The sequence below is a fragment of the Rhizobium sp. R339 genome, from assembly GCF_002211395.1.
Taxonomy (GTDB): Bacteria; Pseudomonadota; Alphaproteobacteria; order Rhizobiales; family Rhizobiaceae; genus Rhizobium.
In genome coordinates this window covers 224688-243427 of record NZ_LOKV01000027.1, presented here as the reverse complement: position 1 = coordinate 243427, position 18740 = coordinate 224688, and the positions used below count along the sequence as shown (strand labels likewise).

The 18740-nt window shown below is 60.9% G+C and carries 17 protein-coding genes; 3 read left to right on the top strand and 14 right to left on the bottom strand.

From position 1 onward, the window contains the following. Positions 1 to 9: 9 nt before the first annotated feature. From ATY76_RS29915 to ATY76_RS33430, 7 genes are read right to left on the bottom strand one after another with little or no spacing between them, the layout of a single operon-like run. Complete coding sequence (locus ATY76_RS29915; RefSeq protein WP_088678247.1) at positions 10 to 1110, bottom strand: glycosyltransferase; 1101 nt, start codon at positions 1108 to 1110, stop codon at positions 10 to 12. Further along, positions 1107 to 2198, bottom strand: coding sequence for a glycosyltransferase (locus ATY76_RS29910; RefSeq protein ID WP_088678246.1), 1092 nt, complete (start codon positions 2196 to 2198; stop codon positions 1107 to 1109). Before ATY76_RS29910 ends, ATY76_RS29915 begins: the two co-directional genes overlap by 4 nt. Further along, on the bottom strand, positions 2195 to 3325 hold the full coding sequence (locus ATY76_RS29905; RefSeq protein ID WP_088678245.1) for a glycosyltransferase: 1131 nt from the start codon (positions 3323 to 3325) through the stop codon (positions 2195 to 2197). Before ATY76_RS29905 ends, ATY76_RS29910 begins: the two co-directional genes overlap by 4 nt. Positions 3326 to 3327: 2 nt before the next feature. Continuing rightward, complete coding sequence (locus tag ATY76_RS29900) at positions 3328 to 4440, bottom strand: glycosyltransferase family 4 protein (RefSeq protein WP_088678244.1); 1113 nt, start codon at positions 4438 to 4440, stop codon at positions 3328 to 3330. After that, positions 4437 to 6479 (bottom strand): NAD-dependent epimerase/dehydratase family protein, encoded by a 2043-nt coding sequence (locus tag ATY76_RS29895; protein ID WP_088678243.1) that lies wholly within the window; start codon positions 6477 to 6479, stop codon positions 4437 to 4439. The genes ATY76_RS29900 and ATY76_RS29895 overlap by 4 nt, the downstream gene beginning before the upstream one ends. Continuing rightward, positions 6476 to 7579 carry an NAD-dependent epimerase/dehydratase family protein gene (locus ATY76_RS29890; protein WP_088678242.1) on the bottom strand — a complete coding sequence of 368 codons (1104 nt, stop codon included), beginning with the start codon at positions 7577 to 7579 and terminating at the stop codon, positions 6476 to 6478. Before ATY76_RS29890 ends, ATY76_RS29895 begins: the two co-directional genes overlap by 4 nt. Then, positions 7576 to 7755, bottom strand: a complete 180-nt coding sequence (locus ATY76_RS33430) for a hypothetical protein (protein ID WP_141105060.1) — start codon at positions 7753 to 7755, stop codon at positions 7576 to 7578. Before ATY76_RS33430 ends, ATY76_RS29890 begins: the two co-directional genes overlap by 4 nt. Positions 7756 to 7758: 3 nt before the next feature. Between ATY76_RS33430 and ATY76_RS29885 the strand changes: the two genes are divergently transcribed. Next, a complete protein-coding gene (locus tag ATY76_RS29885) occupies positions 7759 to 8745 on the top strand; it encodes a zinc-binding dehydrogenase (RefSeq protein WP_088678241.1) in 987 nt (328 codons plus the stop codon). Next, positions 8742 to 9770, top strand: a complete 1029-nt coding sequence (locus tag ATY76_RS29880) for a Gfo/Idh/MocA family oxidoreductase (protein WP_088678240.1) — start codon at positions 8742 to 8744, stop codon at positions 9768 to 9770. The genes ATY76_RS29885 and ATY76_RS29880 overlap by 4 nt, the downstream gene beginning before the upstream one ends. A gap of 12 nt (positions 9771 to 9782) precedes the next feature. Here the strand turns inward: ATY76_RS29880 and ATY76_RS29875 are convergent, their stop codons facing one another. The 7 genes from ATY76_RS29875 to ATY76_RS29840 all read right to left on the bottom strand — a co-directional run bounded on the left by ATY76_RS29875 (position 9783) and on the right by ATY76_RS29840 (position 18016). After that, positions 9783 to 10337: a DUF1003 domain-containing protein gene (locus ATY76_RS29875; RefSeq protein WP_088678239.1), complete on the bottom strand. Its 555-nt coding sequence runs from the start codon at positions 10335 to 10337 to the stop codon at positions 9783 to 9785. 330 nt (positions 10338 to 10667) lie between these two features. Then, entirely contained in the window at positions 10668 to 12335 is a 1668-nt protein-coding gene (locus ATY76_RS29865; protein WP_245310159.1) for a hypothetical protein, read from the bottom strand. Then, complete coding sequence (locus tag ATY76_RS29860) at positions 12332 to 13825, bottom strand: hypothetical protein (RefSeq protein WP_245310157.1); 1494 nt, start codon at positions 13823 to 13825, stop codon at positions 12332 to 12334. Before ATY76_RS29860 ends, ATY76_RS29865 begins: the two co-directional genes overlap by 4 nt. A gap of 134 nt (positions 13826 to 13959) precedes the next feature. Then, on the bottom strand, positions 13960 to 14706 hold the full coding sequence (locus ATY76_RS29855) for an SDR family oxidoreductase (RefSeq protein WP_088678236.1): 747 nt from the start codon (positions 14704 to 14706) through the stop codon (positions 13960 to 13962). After that, positions 14703 to 16025, bottom strand: a complete 1323-nt coding sequence (locus ATY76_RS29850) for an FAD-binding oxidoreductase (protein ID WP_088678235.1) — start codon at positions 16023 to 16025, stop codon at positions 14703 to 14705. The genes ATY76_RS29855 and ATY76_RS29850 overlap by 4 nt, the downstream gene beginning before the upstream one ends. A 7-nt stretch (positions 16026 to 16032) precedes the next feature. After that, a complete protein-coding gene (locus ATY76_RS29845) occupies positions 16033 to 16464 on the bottom strand; it encodes a GtrA family protein (RefSeq protein WP_088678234.1) in 432 nt (143 codons plus the stop codon). A gap of 10 nt (positions 16465 to 16474) precedes the next feature. Further along, positions 16475 to 18016, bottom strand: coding sequence for a UbiA family prenyltransferase (locus ATY76_RS29840; protein WP_088678233.1), 1542 nt, complete (start codon positions 18014 to 18016; stop codon positions 16475 to 16477). 215 nt (positions 18017 to 18231) lie between these two features. Between ATY76_RS29840 and ATY76_RS29835 the strand changes: the two genes are divergently transcribed. Then, the gene (locus ATY76_RS29835) at positions 18232 to 18516 is read left to right on the top strand and encodes a hypothetical protein (protein WP_245310155.1); all 285 of its coding nucleotides are present in this window, start codon (positions 18232 to 18234) and stop codon (positions 18514 to 18516) included. Positions 18517 to 18740 lie beyond the last annotated feature (224 nt).

The following is an 18740-nucleotide window of genomic DNA, read 5'->3' as shown; positions in this document are numbered from 1 at the left end:
TACTCTCCTTCAGGCTGAGATACGCTCATAAGCTGGACTTGCAGGCAGGTTGGAAAGGGCTCGAACGAGTTCACCGGCGCGGGCAGCACCCGTATGGCCGGCCAGCACCCGGCCTTTGGCGGCTGCGGCGATTGCTATACGCTCGCGTCCGGAAAGCGCCGTCAGCGCCGCCACGACATCGTCTGCTCCACCTGCAATGATGAGAGCTTCGCCATCCGGCAGCAACTCGTGGAGCCCCCGCCAGCAGTCGCTGATAACAGGCGTCCCGCAGGCGGCCGCCTCAAACAGGCGCACGCTTGGCGACCAGCCGGCCGAGATCATATCGCTTCGGGTGACATTCAGGGTGAAGCGCTGACGGCTGTAGAAACTTGCATGATCGGCCGGCGGCAAGTGCTCGATGCGCTCCACATTAGATGGCCAGTCGATCTCGGCGGGATATTGCGGCCCGGCGACGACGAAACGCATTTCCGGCAGGCGGCGCGCCGGCTCAAGGAGGAGACGCTCCAGCGTCGGCTGGCGGTCGGGGCTGTAAGTGCCGAGATAGCCGAGATCCCAGGTCGCGGGTTCCCCGGTATTGGCGTAGCGTTCCCGATCGACGGAGCAGTAGAGTGCAACGGCCCTTCGAGCGCCATAGTTCTGCTCCAGGCGCGTCAGCACCTCTCCTCCCGAGAAGGAGAAATAGGCGTCAAACACGGGTATCTGGCGTCGCGCCAGATATTCCTCATCACCGCGGTCGAGTTTTGCGAGCGTCACCGGCGTGTCGATGTCGTAGAAGCAGAGACGGTTCAGTTCCAGCGCCTCGAGCCTGTCGACCAGCGCCACACCCTCCGGCACATAGGAGCCTGCGATAACGGCATCGGCCTTGCGCAGCCTTTCCCCGTACAACGCGATCATCTCATCAAGTTCGGAATAATAGGCGAGCTCGCAAAAATCCGGCGAAGCGAGGTCTCTGTGAGCGGCATACCAGGGCACGTCCCGCTCCAAGAAAAGAACCCGGTGACCGTCCTGATGCAGGCCTTTGACGAGGGCACGATAGGTCGTAGCGTGGCCATTTCCCCAGGATGACGAAAGCGAAAGACCGAGGAAGACGATGTCGAGCTGTCTGGTCATTCGGCGGCCTCCATCCGCGCGCCGAGGCGGGCACGAAAGACAGCGTCCACTTTCTCGGCACGATTGGCGTAGGTGTGATCGGCCAGCACGCGCCGACGCGCCTGCTCTCCGATTTCGCGCGCCGCGTGGCGCGACAGTCCTGCGATCAAGGCTGCCACGTCCTCTCCGTCTCTCGCGACGAGGATTTCCTCGTTGGGCTTAAGGAAGAAGTCGATGCCTTGCCAGTAGTCGGTGATGAGGCAAGCGCCGGCGCCGGCCGCCTCGAATACGCGCGTCGCAGGCGAGAAGCCGTTCTCGGCCATGCTGGCGCGCGATATGTTGAGAACTGCCATGGGAGTGACGTTGAAGGCGTTGTGGTCGCGCGTCGACACGTGGCCGATGTAGGTGACATTGGACGACATAGGCTTGTCATGCCAGCCGGAACCGCCCAGCAGAAATCTCCGGTTCGGCAGACGAGAGGCTGGCTCCAGGAAAAAGTGCTCGACCCGCGCTTCCCTGTCCGGCAAGCGATTGCCGAGGAAGCCGAGATCGGCGGTAAAGCGCCCTTCTTCCGGAACGGGATGGTGTGTTTGCGGATCGAGCGCATTGTAGACAGGAATGCATTCGACCGCCCCGACAGCGCGGTAGGCGCTGACCACAGGGTCGCCGCCGCCATAAGTCAGCACAAGATCGATTTCGGGGAGAGCCCGGCGCAAAGGATGATCTGGATCTGCCTTGAGCTCGGCAAGGGTTGCCGGCGCATCGACGTCCCAAAAGATTTTCAGAGCTCCCTTCTGCGCGTTGCGAAGCACTTCCTTCAGTAAAAGATCGTCCTCGAAACCGACGCCGCTCGCCTTGACGACGATGTCGGCCTTGGCTGCTTCCGCGGTGACGGCCCTCAATGCTTCGACCGTTCCTTCATAGACGACGACCTTGCACCAGTCGGGAGGGTCCATGTCGCGGTTCTTCTGCCGGTCATAGACATCGGGCTCGTAGAAGGTGATATCGTAGCCTTTCTCCGCCAGCGCCCGCAGCAGGCCGCGATAATAGGTGGCAGCACCATTCCAATAGGCGGAGACGAGACTCGAGCCGTAAAACGCGATCTTCATTCCGCGGCCTCCCGTGGCTGTAGGCTCGCGGCGACTTTGCTCGTGCCGCAGCTCGCCAGGATCGTCAGAAGTTCATCGACACGGTGCCGGCAAGTGTGCCGCGCCTTTATGGTTGCGAGGCCGGATGCAGCCAGGCTCGCCGCGAGATCGGCATCGAAGAGAACGTCACGCAGGCTCTTCTCCATCGCCTCGCCATTGCCAGCGAGCAGGTAGTCGCGGCCGGGCGCGAAGAGATGTTCGGCATCCTCCCAGGGCGCCGAAATCAAGGGAATGCCGCAGGCGAGCGCCTCGAAAACCCGGATGGTCGGAATACCCGGCAGATGTTCGACATAGGGCCGCCGCGGAATATGCACGGTGACCTTATTGCGAGCGAAGGCAGAAGGAGCATCCGCATTGGCGATCCAGCCACCATAGGCTATGCCACCATTGCGAAGTTCATCCAGCGCATGACCGGGATAACGAACGCCGCGCACCGTCGTCCTCAGGCCGAGATTTCCGGCAGGACGAACCAAGAACTCGCTGATCTCGGCTGATCGTTCGTCATCGCCCCAGTTGCCGATCCAGATGAGGTCTCCTGCTTTCTCTATATCCGGCAACGGCCGGAACAGCGCATCGTCCGCTGCCTCGTGCCAGGTGAACACCGACTTTCCCCAGCCTGCGCGAAGATAGCGCTCACGCAATGTTTCGCCGAAGGCCAGCACGCCATCGTAGTCGTTCAGCATGAGCGATGCGATGTCGCCTTCTGCCGAGACCGCCCGATGATGCGTGTCGTGGAACAGCAATGTGAAGGCAGCGCCATTGCGCCGGATGCGGCCGATGCGTTCCACCAGGCCTGGTTCCGTCCACTCATGCACGATGACGACGTCGGCGTCGGCAAGAGCTGATTCGTGATCGAAGGCCTGGTCGTAGCTCTCCGAGCGGTGCTGCGGAAAGGCCTCGTGAAACCGCTCGATCGCGCCGGGTCCCTGATCCTTGACGAGATTGGTGCGGCTCCACGCGCCTGCCGGCTCCAGTGCCAGCGTTTCGTGACCGCGCCGCTGGAGGTCCCGCATGACGCCGCGAAGGAAATGCGCATTGCCATGGTTCCAATCCGAAACGAGCGAATGGGTGTAAAAGATGAACTTCATGATCACTCCGCTGCTGCTGAAAAGGGGCGGTCAAACATGTCGGAGTAAATCCGACACATCGCCTCCGCTTGAGCATCGGGACTGAAGCGCGCAGATTGCTCGCGCGCCTTGAGCCCGAGCGCGGCACGCCGCTGCGGATCATCTGCAAGCGTGTTGAACGCGTCGGCGAAGGCCTGGGGATGATGCGGGTCGGCAAACAGGGCGGCGCCCTCCCATAGCTCGCGATAGGTTGGGATATCCGCCAGCACCAGCGCTGCGCCCGCTCTCGCTCCTTCGAGCGCGGCAAGGCCGAAGGGCTCATAAATCGAAGGCGAAGCCACGATGGCAGCCTTCCGGATGGCAGCTGCCATCTGCGGATGCGCAAGCTCGCCGCGATGGGTGGCGTGGCGAAACTGCATGGACTGCCCGTTGGGGCCGTTGCTCGCGCCGGCCGCTACCACCGGCCAGCGCGCCATGCGTGCCGCGCCATCAAGCACGGCGGCGTTTTTCCCCTCATCCCACCATCGGCCGGCGGCAAGAACGACGTTTCGCTTCGGTTCATCGGACGTCTCGAGAGCGCTTGCATTGAGAACGACCTGGAGATTGGCAATCCGCCCGTAGGCCGCTTGCATCGCCTCGGCATGGCTGCGGCTCGGCGCAATCACCGCGTCCGCGCGCGCGAAGCCAGCCCGGTTCAGCCGATATTGCCATTGCCAGTCCCGCGGCACCTGGCTGCCGCGAACGGCGGCAAACCATGTGACCACACAGGAATGGCAAGCCACGACGAGCGGCAGGTCCGTTTCAATGTTCGCTGCCTGCGAGGGCAGATTGAGATGCAGGAGATCGGCCTCTTCGCTGCGCGCAAGATCGGCAATCCGCCGCGGGACGCCCGCAATTGCCGTCTCGTCCTCAACCATCCAGTCGAGTGGCGCGTCCAGCCAGACGAGTTTGCCGATCCGCTCTGCCTCGGCCGCTTTTTCCGCGCTGGGAGCAGGCCCGAGTCCCGCGAAGATCATATCGACGTTGTGCGGCTTCAGCGCCGCAGCCAGATCCATGGCGTAGCGCCAGACACCGCCCACGGCATCGAGGGTCATCACCACGCGGCAACGCCCTTTGTGTCGTCCTTGTCGGATCATGCCGATACCTTCCGCTTTTCCCTGCGGATCTGCCGGCCGCCGAAACGATTGGCGATCAGCCATTCGGCGAGATGCCGCAGGCCCTCGCGCCATCCGATACGGGCCTCCCAGCCGGTTTCGCGTTCGAGTTTTTGCGTATTGGCAACGAAGTAGAATTGATCGCCGGCGCGCCACGGGCCGAAGCTCGTTTCGACGGGCCGCCCCGTCAGTTCCCCGATCTCGCGCAGCACCGACAGCACGCTGACGGCGTTGCGGGGACCTCCGCCGAGATTGAAGGCATTGCCGGCCGCGCGATCGATATTCGCGAGCAGGGATCGATAGGCGGCGACGGCATCGTCCACGTGGAGGATATCACGCACCTGCTTCCCGTCGCCGTAGATGGAAATGGCCTCTCCGGCGAGAGCTCGGATCAGGAAATGCGCCACCCAGCCCTGGTCCTCCGTGCCGAACTGGCGAGGCCCATAGATGCAGCTCATGCGCAGGACCGCAGCCGGTATCCCGAAGGACTTGGCATAGTCGAGAATATATTGGTCGGCGACACCTTTCGAGCAGCCGTAGGGCGTGCAGAAATCGAGAGGCCGATCCTCAGCAATTCCCTGCATGCGGACGAGTTCGTCTTCCGGAAGATAACGGTCGTCGAGCTCGATCATCATAAGATCGTCCAGAGCGCCATAGACCTTATTGGTGCTCGCGAAGATGACCGGCGCCCGCTTTCCAGCCTTGCGGACCGATTCCAGCACATTGATGGTGCCACGAGCATTCGTTTCGAAATCATCGAGCGGATCGATGAGGCTGGTGGTCACCGCCGTCTGGGCGGCATAGTGAAAGACGGCTTTGGCATCCTTGAAAGCCGCTTCTATTCCCATCAGGTCGCGAACATCGGCAAGGACGGGATGCACCCGCGCCCCATGCCGCTCGATCAGCCATGATAGGTTCTGGTCCACACCCGATCGTCCCAGATTGTCCAGAATGATGACGTCTTCCCCGTCGTTCAACAGGCTATCTGCGAGGTTGGAGCCGACGAACCCGCTTCCTCCGGTGACGACGACGGGTGCGGCACCGGCAGCGATTTGCGGGGTGGCGAGCGCCGTGACCTCTTCCAGTCGCCCGAGTCCGCCCTCCATGAGAAGGCGGCCAAGCAGCTTTGGCTTGTTGTCATGGCTGACCGCGCCGAGATGATAGTGCCGCGGATCGAACCATAGGCCCTCCTGAACCGGCACATCCGGCGGCACATCTCGCCATGAATACCAATACATCCGGTCGGCCGGCACGTTCAGCGCCTTGATGAAGCGCCGCGCCTGCTCGATCTCATCGTTGCGCCAGGTGGAATAGCCTGCTTCGGTAATCCAGATCTGCGCGTCGGCACTGTAGCGGTCGATAATCTCGCGCATCTCGCCAAGATGCATGTCCCAGCCGCCCCAGGTCGCCTGCTCGCTGTCCCACGTGCCGGGAAAACCATGAAAGCCGACGGCATCGATAACGCCGAGCACACCACGTTCGCCCATCAGATTGAGCCAGTAGGGATCGAATGGGCAAGGGCCGCCAAGCACCGGCTTGTAACCTCTCTGCTTGGCCCAATAGGCAGCGCCGCCGATCATTTCGCAGAACAGCAGAAAATCGCTGTCCTGCCGCCAATCCCAGTCGAGCAGGTTGTTCGGTTCGTTCCACAGCTCGATATGACGGAAATAGCGGCCGTAGCGCGTCAGGATGTGATCGACGAAATCGGCGTAGGATTTCAGATCGACCGGCGGCCCCGACGACCTGCCCGTCCGGGAGAGAGAGGGCGGCGTGTAGTGGATGCAGGGCAGAAGATCGATCTCACCGCCGACGCGCGGGATCAGCCAGTCGAACCATTCCTCACCGCCGGGCGCGAGATATTCGGCCCAGGACAGGTGCGTGCGCAGATAGCTGGCACCGCTCGCGATAATGTCCGGCAGCACGGCCTCTGTTCGCTCGTGCTCCCCCGGCCGGAACCATTCGACGAAGCCGAAGCGGCGCGTTTCCTGCTTTTTCAATGATCGCGGACCGGTTTTGCTCATGAAACCAATCCCCGCTCTTCGAGCTGCCGCTTCATCTCTGCGCCGCGATCGACCGCACCCGTCTGCCGCACCCACTCGGCGAATGGGCCGAGTGAATTCTCAAGACGATATTTGGGTTTGAAACCGAGCAGTTCGCGCGCCTTCGAGATATCGGCAAAACAATTGCGGATATCTCCGGAGCGCGCCTGGTTCATGATATCGGGACCGATCTCCGGCGTTCCCATGGCGTCGGCCAGAAGTGTTGCCACATCGGCGATCGTATAAGCCTGGCCGCTGCCGACATTGATCACATGACCGGAAGCCGCCGGTTTTTCCAGTGCCAGGCGGAAGGCCGTTGCTACGTCGCGCACATGGACGAAATCGCGCCGCTGCTTTCCATCCTCGAAAATCATCGGCGGCTGCCCGTTGGCGAGGCGCGAGGCGAAATTTGCAAGCACGCCGGTGTAGGGATTGGAAAGCGCCTGGCCCGCGCCGAAGACGTTGAAGAGACGCAGGGCGACGGCATCCCGCTCATAGGCCTCGCCGAAAATAAGGACCTGCTTCTCCTGGGCGTATTTCGTCAGGGCATAGATGGAAGCAAGATCGACGGGCTTTTCCTCATCGGTCGCAACCGGCGTCAACAGCTCGCCATCAGGGCCAAGCGGATCCCATTGGCCGCCTTTAACCTGATGCATTCGACGCCTGATATAGCCGAGCCGCCTGCCATCGGGTGTGAGGTAAAGCCCTTCTCCATAAACGCTCATGGAAGAGGCGACGACGATTTTCCGGACCGGCAGATCGATCATGGCTTCGAGCAGAACAGCCGTTCCCAGGTCGTTGCTGCCGACATAACGGGCAATCTCGTACATCGATTGCCCGACGCCAACCTCGGCGGCAAGATGGATGACGCCATCCACACCGACGAGCGCCGCCCGCACCGCATCCTTGTCTCTCACGTCGCCGCGGACGATCTCCGCGCCCTCGGGGACGCTGACTTCCGCATCCGCATGCACCTGATCGATCAAGGCGTCGAGGATGCGTACGTCATAGCCATTTTGCAGAAGTTCTTCAGCAACATGGCGGCCGATGAAGCCGCATCCGCCGGTAATCAAAATCATCATTCTTGGGCCCATTCCATTGAAGAATTTGTTTCGGAGACAGCGGCCGAACCGAGCGTCGATGGAAAAGTTCCTTCATCAATGACATCTTTTATGACTTCATCATCAATGACTTCTTTGACTTCTACCGGAACTCTTTGGGAAGCGCGCAGTTCGAGGGGCTCCACATTGGAGGACATCCCATGGACTTTGCGATACCCACGGCTCAACTCATGCGGGCCGCAGTCGTGACCGGCCCCGGGCGTCTGTCAGTCGAAATGCGGCCGACGCCGAAACCGGGTCCTGGCCAGGTCAGAGTAAGACTGCAGGGCTGCGGCGTCTGCGCCTCCAACCTCACACCATGGGCCGGGCCGGAATGGATGACGTTTCCCACCGAACCAGGCGGGCTGGGGCATGAAGGGTGGGGCGTCATCGATGCCTTGGGCAGCGAGGTCACGGACCTACAGGTGGGAGAGCGGGTCGCGGTTCTCTCCTATCATGCCTATGCCACGCACGACATCGCCGATGCCTCGATGGTCGCAGTGCTGCCTCGGGAATTGGACGACAAACCGTTTCCCGGTGAGCCGCTCGGATGCGCGATGAACATTTTTCGCCGCAGCAATATCGAAAGCGGGCAGACGGTTGCCATCATCGGCATCGGCTTTCTCGGCGCGCTCCTGACACAGCTCGCTACCGCTCAGGGAGCACGGGTTATCGCTGTCTCGCGGCGACCCTATTCGCTTGACGTGGCGAGGCAGATGGGTGCGGCCGAGACCATTGCCATGGACGATCACTGGCGCGTCATCGAAAGCGTCAAAGAACTGACTGACAGCAAATTCTGCGACTGCGTCATCGAAGCGGTGGGTAAACAATGGCCGCTGGACCTGGCAGGCGAGCTCGTGAAGGAACGGGGAAGGCTGATTATTGCAGGTTATCACCAGGACGGCCCGCGGCAAGTCAACATGCAGCTTTGGAACTGGCGCGGCCTCGATGTCATCAACGCCCATGAGCGCGATCCTGCCATCTATATCAAGGGCATTCGCGACGCCATCGAAGCGGTGCGTCAGGGACGGATCGATCCCGGGCCCCTCTACACGCATCGCTATCCTCTGGAAAGACTGGACGAAGCGCTCGATGCGACGCGCGACCGCCCCGATGGCTTTCTCAAAGCGCTGGTCCAGTATTCATGAACGAGTTGATTTCGATGCCGGCGGCCAATGCCGTCAAACCGTTGAGGCTGGGCTTTCTCGGCGTCGGATGGATCGGCCGGCACCGGATGAAGGCAATCCTCGACAGCGGCCTGGCGCAAGCCGCCGCCGTCGCCGATCCCTCGCCGGAGATGGCGGCGGAGGCCAAGGCGCTTGCTCCTGACGCGAGGATTGCAACCGATCTGGACGATCTGCTCGGCGACGGGCTTGACGGCATCGTCATCGCGACGCCAAGCGCAAGCCACGCCGAGCAGTCGATCCGCGCGCTCCAGGCCGGTCTCGCGGTCTTCTGCCAAAAGCCGCTTGGCCGGTCGGAATCCGAAGTGCAGGCCGTTGTCGACGCTGCAAGAGCGGCTGACAGATTGCTTGGCGTCGACCTTTCTTATCGCCATACGCGCGGCATGCAGCAGATCCGAGACCTCATCCACTCCAATGCTCTTGGCAAGGTATTCGCGGCGGATCTGACCTTCCATAATGCCTACGGCCCCGACAAACCCTGGTTCTACGACAAGAACCAGTCCGGCGGTGGCTGCCTCATCGATCTCGGAGTCCATCTTATCGATTTGGCTCTATGGTCTCTCGGCTTTCCGTCCGTCGTCGCCGTCACCAGCGAGCTAAGGGCGGGTGGCGACAGACTTGCAAGTGGCACTCAGGTCGAGGATTTCGCCGCCGCGACGCTCACGCTTTCCGGTGGTGAAGTCATTCGCTTGACATGTTCCTGGCGGCTTCAGGCCGGCTGCGACGCCGTGATCGGCGCCGATTTCTACGGAACCGAGGGAGGTGCCTCGTTCAGAAATGTCGACGGGTCTTTCTACGATTTCACTGCCACAAGGCTGTCTGGTACATCCCGTCAGGCCCTGGCCCTGCCGCCGGATGAATGGGGTGGGCGGGCCGCTGTGGACTGGGCAAGAAAGCTCGCGCAAGGCCAGCGCTTCGATGCCGCCTGCGAAGAATTCGTCGCAGTCGCGGCGGCGATCGACGGCATCTATTGTGTGGGTAAACGTTAGTGCGGCAGCAGCCTATTCCTTGCTGGTCGCCTTAATTCGATCAAGCACTGCAACTGGCGCGACGTCCCTTTTCAACTCATCAACTTCGGCATCCGCTTCGGTCGCAACCTCGAGCTTTCTTGCGATTGCCTCGACCATAGAGATCAGACGGGTTGTTTCATGTTCATTCAACAAGCTCACCTGGAGATCGAGATCTGCACGGATGTCGTTCTCGGCTGCCATTCGGTTTTGGTTGATCAGGACAAACGTCGAAAGGAAAATAGCTTCGACTGATGCCTCCATCGCCAGGATAACCAATGACGGATCCCAAGGCACGATCGCTGGGATCCAGGCGAGATTTATGGCAATCCAGACGCTGTAGAAAACAAGGTGAATGTAAACGAAAAGCATCGATCCCGCGAAGCGGCTGATCAATTCAGCAGCACGCTCTTGCCGGGACGCTGCTCGCTTGTTCTCGCGGCGGCGCTGCATGATCGCGTCGATGTTCTTCGCTAACGCTGGCGTGAGGCCTTCGGCGGCCTGGGTGGTCGGGCTGGTACCGCGTTCGTTTCGCATCTCCGAGACCATGCATCATCAGAGCAACTTCCCAGCCGCCCTGATGCTTGAAGCGGGTGAGCGTTATGTCTTGATCAAGCGCGGAGGTCAGTTCCGGTTTAAATTCGGAAAACCCTGGTGCGATTGGCTTGAACCGTCACCGAACTTTGGCCGCCTTAACGGGTTCCGCGCGACGGAGTTGCGGCCAAAGATCGGTTGGCGGCACCTGGCTGCCGACGAGCTTTTCGCCTTTAGAGCCTTTGCATCTCTGACCCGTGGCAGCCGTCCGGTGCTTTGCGCAGATGAACGTCGAGGGATCATGGGCGAACCGACGCGCTCTGTAGTGCCTTTTCAATTGAAGCCTTAACCGCCGCTCACTCGATGAAGCCGAAATTCAGGTTTTGGTCGGTCGCTCGTCATCTCCGAACGTGGAAGACGATCTGCTTCAGTTCGAGAAGCGTTCTTGCGGTAGATGCGCCAATCGGCCGTCTCCCGCACCAGGTCATAGTGGCGGGCGATATAATGCGCATAAATGTCCCGCATGCCGTTTCCCGTCCAGATCTCGATCGGCCACTTCGGGTCGAGAATCAGGTCCACGTCGGCGAACATCTCTTCTGCGGCTGGATGATAGTCAGGCCCGAGCGTCCTTCCCCAATGGTACCAGACGCTGTCGCCGGCCGGCGGCGTGCGATCCAGGCCGGCGGAAAACGGATTTACGAAGTCTAGGACGGCGACGCGCTCAGACCCGGCATTCAATTGGGAAAGGGCTGCGGATGCGTCGGCAAGTGTGCGGTTGTAGTCCCGAAAATATTCGTATTGGCCGGCGCTCCACATCTGCACCAGCCGAATCTCGGAAAAGGCGGGCAGCCGAATGGCTTCGCCTCGTTCGCCGGCCGTATAATAGGCATGAATGGCGAGCGACACTGCATTGGTGACCGCGGCCGGTATTAGCAGGAACGCTGACAGCAGCGGCAGGGCGATGCGGGCTCTTGCATACCGGCAGCGAAGCTCTGTCCGAAAGAGACTCTCCGACAACACGGCGGCGCTTGCGCCGAGCGTCAGGATCCCAAAGAATTGGAAGTTCTGCTCGATCAGGAGGATTCCGGTGGCGATGCTGAAGCCAACGAAGAGCAGATGCCGATAGCTTGGCGTCAGGATGAAAAGGATGATGGCGACAGCCAGGTAAGCAAGAAGGTCGGCGAGATTAGTTCGCACCACGTGACCGAGAGCCGTCATCGTCGGGAGGCCGCCGCTATTCTTCCCCGCAAGACTAATGTCGAGGAGGTACTTGACCCCGCCACCCCAGACCAATTCGATCACCAGGATGCTGGCAGCGACGAGCCCAAACGCGAGCGTGACCCAGCCGATCTGGCGACGGTCGAAAAGCATGAACACCAGGAAAGCAAGGCCCACCACACCATAGGTGACCTTCGTATAAAGCATCACCAGAACGAGGAAGCTGGCGCATGCGGCGTCGGCCGATTTGCCGCTGGAGGCGCCCGGCAAGCGGCGCAGGTACATAACCAAAAGCAGGCCGAGAGATGCCCACCCGATCCGGTTGTAGAACATGGCAAAGCTGAGCTCTCCGATCCGCTCCCCTGGGTTGGCAGGCGCCGCGACCACCAGAAGCAGAAAGGTTGCCAGCGGCAGCCCGAACGCCCAATGCATCCGGCTGCCGACCACTTCTGCTGCAACGAGCGAAAGGAAGAGGATGAGCAGCGACATCCCCACTGGCATTGCGGCGCCCATGCTACCGGACAGGGCGTAGCCGAGAGCCGGGATATAGAAGGTGAGTGGCCCGAGAGATGTGTGGAAGTCGACATTCGGCAACTGCCCGGCCGCGATGCGATGTGCGCCATCCAGGAAAACGAAAAGGTCGTTGACGTATTTTGTCGTGGCCGTCCCGCCGGGCAGAGAGAGCAGGCCGGCAAGGAGCAATCCAATGCTGCAGACAGTGGCACGCCACCAGTTCAACTGAACGGCCGGTCGCAATGTATCTTTCTCCGGCATCGACGTCGATGCTTGCGTCACCGTGCCTCACTTTGCGCCTTGGCCTTGCGCCATTGATAGATCGTCCATTCGGGTGTCTTCCGCATCACATCGAAATTGGCCGAAAGGAACGGGCCATACAGTTCCTGCAGCGGCAGGCTGTTGATGCCGGTTTTGGGCACCATGACGATCTTGACGTCGGCAAAGAGCACCTCCGGCGGGATGTAGGCCTTTTCATTGATATTGCGGTTCCAGTGGAGCCACGCTGTGTCGCCGGTGGGCGGGGGAACGCCGAGTCCGGCAGAGAACGGGTTTGCGAAATCGAGGACGAAAATCCGTTCGGCTGGAATCGGCAAAGACTGAAGAAGCGCGCCGCCGCTGACAATGTTGTCGAGGTAGCGCCTGATGAAATCGGGCTCGCCGCCCGGCGGATCGACCTCCCGGACATCGTCGAATTGCGGCAGCCCGAGAGACTGCCCCGCTTTCTCGGCCGCGAGCGTCGTATGAAGGGCCAGGGCCGCGCTGTGGTGCACGATCGGGGGCAACAGGAACAAGACGACGAGCAGCGGCAGGGCGCCCGCAGGACGAGCCAAACGTCCCGCCGGCGCCGTGCCGCCCGGTCGAAACCAGGCCGCCTTCTGCGCCAGCACCGTTGCCCCGCAATAGAGCGTGATGATGCCCCAGCTGTGGGCGTTCTGATTGATGAGCGCCACACCGGCGCCTAAGCAAAACCCACAAAAGATGAGATCTCGCGGGCTGCGGCTTTGCCAGATGGCGAGCGAAGCGACGGCTGCGAATACGGTGAGATCGGACAGGTTCTCGCGCAGATTCTTCAGGATGCTGCCCATATCATGACCGCCGCTGACGCGCGCCGCCGCCCGCAGATCCTCAATGTGCTGGACAGTTCCGCGCCAGAAGAATTCGATAGCGACCATTGCCAGCCCTGTCAGCAGCAGGGCTGTCACGACCCAGCGGCGTTGCTGCCGATCCGGGAGAATGATCAAGAGCAGGCCGGTCCCGGCAAGCCCGTAGGTCGCCTTGGTGTAAAACGAGACAAGCAGAAGGAAGGCGGTTGCGAGAGCATCGGCGATATCGTTGCGCCTGTTCGGGGACTGCGGCGCCAGGTACATCACCAGCAACAGTCCCAGAGCGACCCAACCGATGCGGTTATAGAACATCGCAAAGGAAGGATACCAGATGGAACTGCCGAGATTGATCGGAGCCGCGAGAATGAGAACCAGGAATATGCCGAGTGCTGCAGCCAATGGAGGGCTCAAGCGCGACCCCAGGATACGGACCATCACAGGGGTGAAAGCGACGAGCACGATAGCCATCCCCAGTGGGATGGCAGCCCCGAAATTCCCTGACAGAAAGTATCCCGCAGCTGGAATGTAAAAGACGAGGGGCCCGAGCGCCGTGTGGAAATCGTGGTTCGGCACCTGACCAAAGTCGATGCGATGCGCACCATCGATGAAGATCAGCACGTCATTGATGAAGGCGGCGTTGATGGTTCTTCCCGGCAGTGCGAGCATAGCTGCACAGAGCAAGGCGATGACGATGATTGCGACGTCTGCAGAGAGCAGTCGCCGTGCCCAGGTTCTAGGTGGCCTATGGGCACCAGCTCCAGTTCCGGTGGCTGCGTAGGCCGCCCGATTTGAGTGTTCCGTCACAGCCGCAACCTCTTGAAGATGGACTCTGGGATTGACCGGATGACCGTCATGAGCGGACGCCAGATCCCTCTGACGTAGACGACGTCACTGCTGCTGCCCTCGGCAACAGCAAAGATCTTTCGCGCCACTTCCTGAGGTTCCGCGGTGAGAAACGGAGGGAGCTTCATCCCGTCGGTCATCCGCGTGCGAACAAAGCCGGGCTTCACGGTCACGACGCGCACGCCGGACCGGGACATCCTGTTCCTCAGCCCGGACAGAAAGGCGGTCAGGCCGGCTTTGGCGGCGCCATAGACATAGTTCGACGCGCGTCCGCGATCGCCGGCGACAGAGCTCGTTCCCACGATCGTGCCCGATCCGCGCGCCGCGAAGCGCTCAGCCAGAAGACCAAGAAGCAAAGCCGGACCCTCGAAATTCGTGCGCATGACCATGGCGGCATATTCGAGCTCCTGTTCAGCCCGAGACTGCTCACCGAGTTCGCCGACGACGCAGACCACCGTGTCGGGCAAGGGCGACACAGCGTTGAGGAAGGCGTTGAAGCGAGCTGTTTGGAGGATATCGAGTTCGTGAACCGTGACAGCTGCTCCAGTCCGTGCAGCGATGTCGTCGGCTTCACGTTGAACGGCTGCCAGCGTCCGCCCCGCCAAATGTATGGCCCAACCTGCCTCGGCATAGGCAATTGCCGTCGCCCGGCCAATATCCGAGGTCGCGCCGACCATGAGCAGTGTCTTGCCGAAGCCCTTCATATGCCGAGCCTTTTTGCCAAGCGGGAATTGAAACGACGATCGGCTTCAGTTGCTCTCCGCAGCTCTTTGAACGCATCAAGCCTGGGGTACCCGGCTTCGAATGTATGGCGGGACTGGCGCGCATCCTTGGCCAGATAGAGGCGTCCCCCTACCTTGACAACCAGCTCGTCGATTTCGCCGAGCAGCCGCAACACCTCTTGCGTGGCCGGGAGGTCGAGTGCGAGTGTATAGCCCGGAGCGGCAAAGGAGAGCAGGCCTGCACTGCCTCGCAGCTTTTTAAGAACGGCAAGAAATGAACCTTTGCCCGAATGCGCGAAACGGTCGAGGATGCTGGTGAGAACCGGCAGCGCCTCGGCGTCCGGTACCATGCATTGATGCTGGAGAAAGCCTCGTTTGCCGTAAAGTCTGTTCCATTGAAGGATGCGGTCGAGAGGAAAGAAGTATTCATCCCAATGGACCAACGAGGGCTTGGCCGCCTTGCGGATACCTGACCGGAAATAGAGCTCGTTGAAGGCGGTCACGCTCGCCTTGTTCAATAGCCAAGCCGGCATGTCGAACGGCAGGGAAAGCGACGCGTTGTTCGGCGAAGGGAAGAGATCTGCCTTTGGCATCGCGGCGACCTGATCCGGCGTCGCGTGCTCGCCGGCAAAAATCAATGAACGTCCGAGGGAAGCGCCTTTCGACAGGCAATCGATCCAGGCGACCGAATAGGTGGCGTCCTCCGATTGCCGCAGCGCCTCCAATGCTTTGCCGAGATTCTCCGCGACTGTCGTCTTCTGCGCGATCCAGCCCGTTTCGATCGGCCGCATAGGAAAGCTGACCTCGGCGATGATTCCTGTGAGACCCATCCCGCCGACCGTCGCTTCAAAAAGCTCCGCATTCTGCGTGCGGCTGCAGGTGAGGATCTCGCCGCCGGCGCCCACCAATTTGAGTTCGCTGACGTGATCGCCGAAACCGCCGTCGCGATGATGGTTCTTGCCGTGAACGTCCGATGCGACCATGCCGCCGATCGTGACGAACTTCGTGCCGGGGACCACCGGCGGGAAGTAGCCCCTCGGCACCAGCGAGCGCAGGACGTCGGATAGCATGATGCCGCCCTCCACGGTGAGGACACGATCGGTGGCATCGAACCTTTTCATCCGGTTCAATCCAGCACACATCAAGGTGGAATGCTCGCCGATCGCAGCATCACCGTAGGAGCGGCCGTTGCCGCGAGCGATCAGCCCCGCGCGCGATGCCACAATCCCGCCAAGCGCCTCCGGCGATCGGCAGTCCATTACCTCGCTCTCATGGCGCGGATAGCGTCCCCACCCCTCCATCGGTCCGTCACGCCTCCCCTGGTTTGAAGACGAATTTCCGGTCGAGAGTGTATTTGGAGATATAGCCGATCGCCAATCCGATCGCTCCACCGGTGTATTTGGCAAGTTCCGTCTTCCAGATTGTCCAGAAGGCAATTTCGAACCCCCAGAATATGAGCGTCGTCAGCACGCTGAACAGGCCGTACAGCACCACCTTCGACAGTTCCTCACCATGCGAGGTGTAGCGGTCGAAAAAGATCCATTTCTTGTCGAGAACATATTTCAAGGCGAAGCCCGCGGCGGTGCCGGCGAGGATCGATGGCATCAGGCTCGACCAGGGCGCTATTTGCAGAACGATTGCCTGCACTGCGAAATTGGCGATGGTAGAGAGCACCGCGAAGGCGACATAGCGGGCCGTGACGCTGCTAGAACTGCTTTGCTGCCGGAACTGCCGAACCATGTGGGCCACCTCACATCGCGGCCATGACGAATATGCTGGCTGCACCCAACGTGGCGAGACTGACTTTGTCCTTGATGGCAAAGACAACCGGATCATCGTGCATTTGCCCGCGATGGGCGAGCATGAGAATGCGCGCGATCCAGCACGCGAGTATCGGCCCCGCGAGCCATAGCATTCCCGGCCGGGCATAGATGTCCTGCGCGTTATCGCTTGCGGCGTAGAGGGCAAACAGCGTCAGCGCGTTCATCCCCGCTCCCGCGGCCAAGGCACCCACCATGCCGATGTCGGCCTTCCGGTAGTCCCGGCCCTTCGAGTCCGGCAGGCGCGCGGTGCGACGTCCGATAAGCTCTGTGTATCGCTTGACCAGCGCAAGCGAGAGGAACCAGCTCATCATGAAGGCCAGCAGCCAAGGCGATGGCCAGACCGAGAGCGCGGCGGCCCCTCCGATCACTCGCGTCGTGTAAAGAGACGCGAGTGCCACAACGTCGAGGATCATCTTGCGCTTGAAAAAGAATGAATAGGCGGTGGTCAAGGCGAAATACCCCGCCAACACAAGCACGAATCCTGGCGTCACCATGACGGCGACGGCAAGCGACAGGAGAAGGAGGATTGGGATTACGACAATAGCGTCCGAGAGCGGAATCTCCCCGCAAGCGAGAGGCCTGCGGCATTTTGTGCGATGGCCGCGGTCGTCCTGGAGATCCACCAGATCATTGAGGACATAGACGCCGGAAGCACAGAGTGAGAATGCGAGGAACGCCAGGCCGGCGCTGACTATGCTGTGGACGTCGAACAGCTGGTTTATCAGAAGCGGGACAAAGACCAGGCCGTTCTTGACGTACTGATGCACACGCAGCAGCCGCGCCCAGGTCCGCCAGGTCGCTTTGTCGTGCGAGAGATATTGGACGTTGGCGCACTGTCGTGTGAGCTTTTGCGCGACTGCGTGGGATGTTCGTATGGCGTAGGATTTGGCGGCATGACGCCAAACAGGAAGGTCCGCCGCATCATTGCCGATATAGTCGAACCCGCCTTCGCCGAACGCCGCAACAAGTTTTTCCGCTTTGACATCGGCAGCGCAGTTCGATGTTTCGCTGGTCGCAAACCAACCGGTGAAGAGGCCGAGATGTTCGGCGACCGCGGAAACAAGACGCTCATGGCTCGCCGACGCAAGATAGATTGGCCGTCCCTCCTCCCTTGCTGTGCGGATCACCTTCAACACTTCCTCGTCATAAGGAAGGATAGCTGGATCGAAGTCCACGGGCTGGGAAAGGCGGTGCTTCAGACGGGCTTTCCCGCCGCACAGGGCGCTGACGAGATCCACAGCCGAGTAAGGCCGGTGGCTGAGCTCGGAAAAGGCGGTTTCGATCAGAAGATCCGACCGCACCAGGGTGCCGTCCAGATCGACCACCAATGGGCAAGGCGGCCGAGCCGTCTCAAGATTTTCGCAACCGACCGCCGACAGCGACGCAGGCGTTGGCTTAAGCCGCTCGTCCTGCTGGGGCACCGGCGAAAAATCGCTTCGCAGCAGGAACTCATGATGCAGCTCGTTCAAAGGAATTCCCCTGTGCTGGAGACCTCAGGAGCTCGCCGAACCATCGCCAAAGCGGTTAGTTCCATCATCAACACGCGAGCGCTCCGGCTTTCGTTATTGATGCCCCTAAGGATTGCTTTTGTCGGAGATGATGTCGGCGTCTCCCGGAAAACTGGTATCGCGGCACGGCGAGATAACGGCCCGACCGCCCCGTCTATCAGACATGACCACAGGACGTGTTTGTCGAACGAAGCGCGAACGGCCGGAACAAAACCGAAGACGTGACGGTTCGATGGTTCAAAGAATCAGGTAAAGGGACAAGAAATGTGATGAATTTAGCTTTGCTTCTGGGCGCGATGACGCTGACGTGCTGGATGCTGGGAGGAGCTGTTGCGGTGCTGGGCACTGCCGAGCATTGCCGTCATCACCGGCAAGAGATGACGGAATTCATTTCGCTGGGTCTCAACCTCCTCGGGCTCGCATGCGCGATCGCGATGGCGGCCGTTGTCTTAGCGGCATAATCTGTTTGGCTGCGGTTAGCGCTCTCGACGCCAGCATCGGCTTTAGGAGAAGCTCGGATCCGTTGCCGTGACGCCCCCATGCTCGTGTGTCACAACCGCCGCATTGGAAGGCTGGGTGCTCCTCGCCCACTGAGGAAGCAAGCTGAGGAACTTCTCACTCTGCTGGAACAATGCCCGAAGATCGCGGTTCGGCGCTCACGAACATTCCAAGTCAGGGAGGCCTC